General features: G+C 66.4%; 3 protein-coding genes and 1 pseudogene. 1 reads left to right on the plus strand and 3 read right to left on the minus strand.

All coding sequences use genetic code 11. The features are described from left to right. Positions 1 to 126 precede the first annotated feature (126 nt). Together XAXN_RS18850 and sufT are read right to left on the minus strand one after the other, a co-directional pair. Positions 127 to 1,212 (minus strand): branched-chain amino acid aminotransferase, encoded by a 1,086-nt coding sequence (locus XAXN_RS18850; protein ID WP_042823884.1) that lies wholly within the window; start codon positions 1,210 to 1,212, stop codon positions 127 to 129. A gap of 64 nt (positions 1,213 to 1,276) precedes the next feature. Beyond that, positions 1,277 to 1,831: a putative Fe-S cluster assembly protein SufT gene (gene sufT, locus XAXN_RS18855; protein ID WP_017156958.1), complete on the minus strand. Its 555-nt coding sequence runs from the start codon at positions 1,829 to 1,831 to the stop codon at positions 1,277 to 1,279. Between the two features lie 186 nt (positions 1,832 to 2,017). Between sufT and XAXN_RS18860 the strand changes: the two genes are divergently transcribed. Next, positions 2,018 to 2,437, plus strand: coding sequence for a hypothetical protein (locus XAXN_RS18860; RefSeq protein ID WP_042823883.1), 420 nt, complete (start codon positions 2,018 to 2,020; stop codon positions 2,435 to 2,437). Here XAXN_RS18860 and XAXN_RS18865 read toward each other — a convergent pair. Then, positions 2,418 to 3,146 (minus strand): annotated as a pseudogene (locus XAXN_RS18865) (GDP-mannose 4,6-dehydratase); the annotation flags it as partial. The gene XAXN_RS18860 and the pseudogene XAXN_RS18865 sit on opposite strands and share 20 nt — an antisense overlap.

Consider the following 3,146-nt stretch of genomic DNA (forward strand, 5'->3'; position numbering starts at 1 on the left):
GGACGGGGGGACGTCGCATGCTGAATGCGACCGGTTCCCAGTCAAAGTGGTCTTTTTGCTGTTACGCAAACAAAAAGGCCCCCGTGCTGACACACGGAGGCCCCTTTTTGGCAAAATTATGTCCGCTTACGACAAACGCACCAGCCAACCGTGGCGGTCCGGCACGTGTCCGTACTGGATATCGGTCAGCTCCTGCCGCAGCGACATGGTCACCTCGCCCGCTGGCGCGGACAGGTCGCCCACCGCGAACCCTTCGCCCTTCAGCTCGCCGATGGGGGTTACCACCGCCGCGGTACCGCAGGCGAACACCTCGGTGATTTCGCCAGAGGCCACGCCCTGCTTCCACTCGTCGATCGCGACCTTGCGCTCGATCACCTGCATGCCACGGTCGCGGGCCAGTTGCAGGATGCTGTCGCGGGTGATGCCTTCCAGGATGCTGCCGGACAGTTCCGGGGTCACCAACGTGCCGTCCTTGTAGACCAGGAACACGTTCATGCCGCCGAGTTCTTCGATGTACTTGCCTTCCACCGGGTCCAGGAACAACACCTGCGAGCAGCCCTGAGCATAAGCATTCTGCTGCGGCAACAGCGACGCGGCGTAATTGCCGCCGCACTTGGCCGCACCGGTGCCGCCCTTGGCCGCACGTGCGTACTCGGTGGACAACCAGATCGACACCGGCGCCACGCCCTTGGCGAAATACGGGCCGGCCGGGCTGGCGATCACGTAATACGAGGCCTTGTGCGCCGCACGCACGCCCAGGAAGGCCTCATCGGCAATCATGAACGGGCGGAAATACAGGCTGGTCTCCGGCGCCGACGGCACCCAACCGCTATCCACCGCCACCAGCTGGCGCAGCGATTCGACGAACAGGTCCACCGGCAATTCCGGCAGCGCCAAACGGCGCGCCGACCGCTGCAGGCGCTCGCCGTTGGCTTGTGGACGGAAGGTGCAGATCGAGCCGTCGGCGTGCCGGTAGGCCTTGATGCCTTCGAAGATTTCCTGGCCGTAATGCAGCACCGACGCTGCCGGATCCAGCTGCAGCGGGCCGTACGCGCGCACTTGCGCGTCGTGCCAGCCCTGCTCGTTGTTCCAGGAGATGGCGACCATGTGGTCGGTGAAATGCAGCCCGAAACCGGGCGCAGCCAGGATTACGGACAATTCGTCGGCGCTGCGCGGCGACGGGGAACGGGTGGAAGCGAAGGACACGGACACCGGGAGATTCCTGTATGGCGGGCGAAAGGACGCGGGGCCACATCGTGGACATGGCGCGTGACGATCAGAGCATGCCGGTCTCGAGACGGGCCGCTTCGGACATCATATGCCGGCCCCACGGCGGGTCGAATACCAGCTCGACATCGGCTTCGGCGATGGTCGGGATCATTTCGACCTTGCTGCGCACATCGTCGACCAGGATCTCGCCCATGCCGCAACCGGGCGCGGTCAGCGTCATCTTGACGTCGACCCGGCGCTGGTCGTCTTCTTCGCGGTGGCTGACCACCGCCTCGTAGACCAAGCCCAGATCGACGATATTGAACGGTATTTCAGGGTCGAAACAGGTGCGCAACTGCTGCCACACCAGGGCTTCCACCTCTTCGTCGCTGGCATTGGCGGGCAATTCCAGCCCCGGCGGGGCCTCCTTGCCGATCGCATCGCCGTCCTTGCCGGCAATGCGGAACAGATTGCCTTCGACGAAGACCGTGTAGCTGCCACCCAGCGCCTGGGTGATGTAGCCATAACTGCCTGCGGGCAGGGTCACCGAATCGCCCTGCGGCACCATGACGGCATCGCAATCGCGTTCGAACTGGACGGGTTCGCTGCTACGGGAATACATGGGCTGGATATGGGACCGCGCAGGTCGCGCGCAAGTCGGCCATTCTAGCCGACCGCGACGGCATCGCCGCCGGCACCGCGCCCAGCCGGGAACGACGCTGCATTCCATCAACCGCACGGTCAAGGCACGGCATGCCTCGCAAAGGCCGGCGCGCGCTCTATCATGTGCGCACTGTCAGGAGCTCCAATGCCGCCCACCACCGCGTCCGCCAGAACTGCCCACTGGCTCTGGCCCCCGCTCCTGTTGCTGGGATGCGCCACCGCCCTCATCGCCTGGCTGCTCATCGCCCTGGCCCTGGGCAACCAGGCCGGCTGGATGGCGGTGGTCGCCGCGCTGGAGATCGTCTGGATGCTGCGCCTGGGCACCCTGCATGCCGGCCGCTTGCGCATCGGCGTGGCCATCATGGCGACGGCGCTGATCATCGTGGGCGCCAACTGGGGCATCGCCTCTGCCCAACTGGGCGGACCGCTGGGCCTGGACCCGTGGACCTCGGCACAGAAGATGGGCGCCGGCCTGGCCTGGACCCTGCTGCAACTGGCCAACAACGGCTTCGACCTGCTGTGCTACGCCACCGCGCTGGTGCTGGCGTGGTGGGCGGCGCGCTGAGTCGGCGCGTGTCCGGGCTGGGCGACAGCCGGCGCGCTGGTGCCGGCAGCTCGCGCGCACTGTCGCCCTCGGGCACGACCGCCGCGGTGCGCTGGCGCGGCAGACGCGAACTGGTATAGCCGTCCGGATGCATCGACTGCCAGCGCCAGGTATCGCGGCACATGCGGTCCAGGCCGTATTCGGCGGTCCAGCCCAGCAGCCGGTTGGCCAGCGCGGTACTGGCGAAGTACACCGCCACGTCCCCATCGCGGCGCGGCGCGATGCTCAGCGGAATGCGCCTGCCACTGGCGCGCGAACGCGGCGGCCACCTCGCGCACGTTGTAGCCGCGCCCGGTGCCCAGATTGCCCACCAAGCCCTTGCGCTCGCGCTGCAGGTAATCGATGGCATCCCCATGCGCGCGCGCCAGATCCATCACATGCAGATAGTCGCGCACGCCGCTGCCGTCGTCGGTGGGGTAGTCGTCGCCGAACACTTGCAGGGCCTCGCGACGTCCCACTGCCACCTATGCGATGTAGGGCATCAGGTTGTTCGGCACCCCTCTTGGGTCTTCGCCAAGATACCCGCTTGGGTGCGCACCCACCGGGTTGAAGTAGCGCAGCAACGCCGCGTTGAAGTCCGGCCACGCGGCGCTGAGGTCGCCGATCATTTCTTCCATCATCACCTTGGTGCGCCCGTAGGGGTTGACCACCTTCAATGGCGCGCTTTCGT

The sequence above is a fragment of the Xanthomonas axonopodis genome (genome assembly GCF_001304695.1).
Taxonomy (GTDB): Bacteria; Pseudomonadota; Gammaproteobacteria; order Xanthomonadales; family Xanthomonadaceae; genus Xanthomonas; species Xanthomonas axonopodis.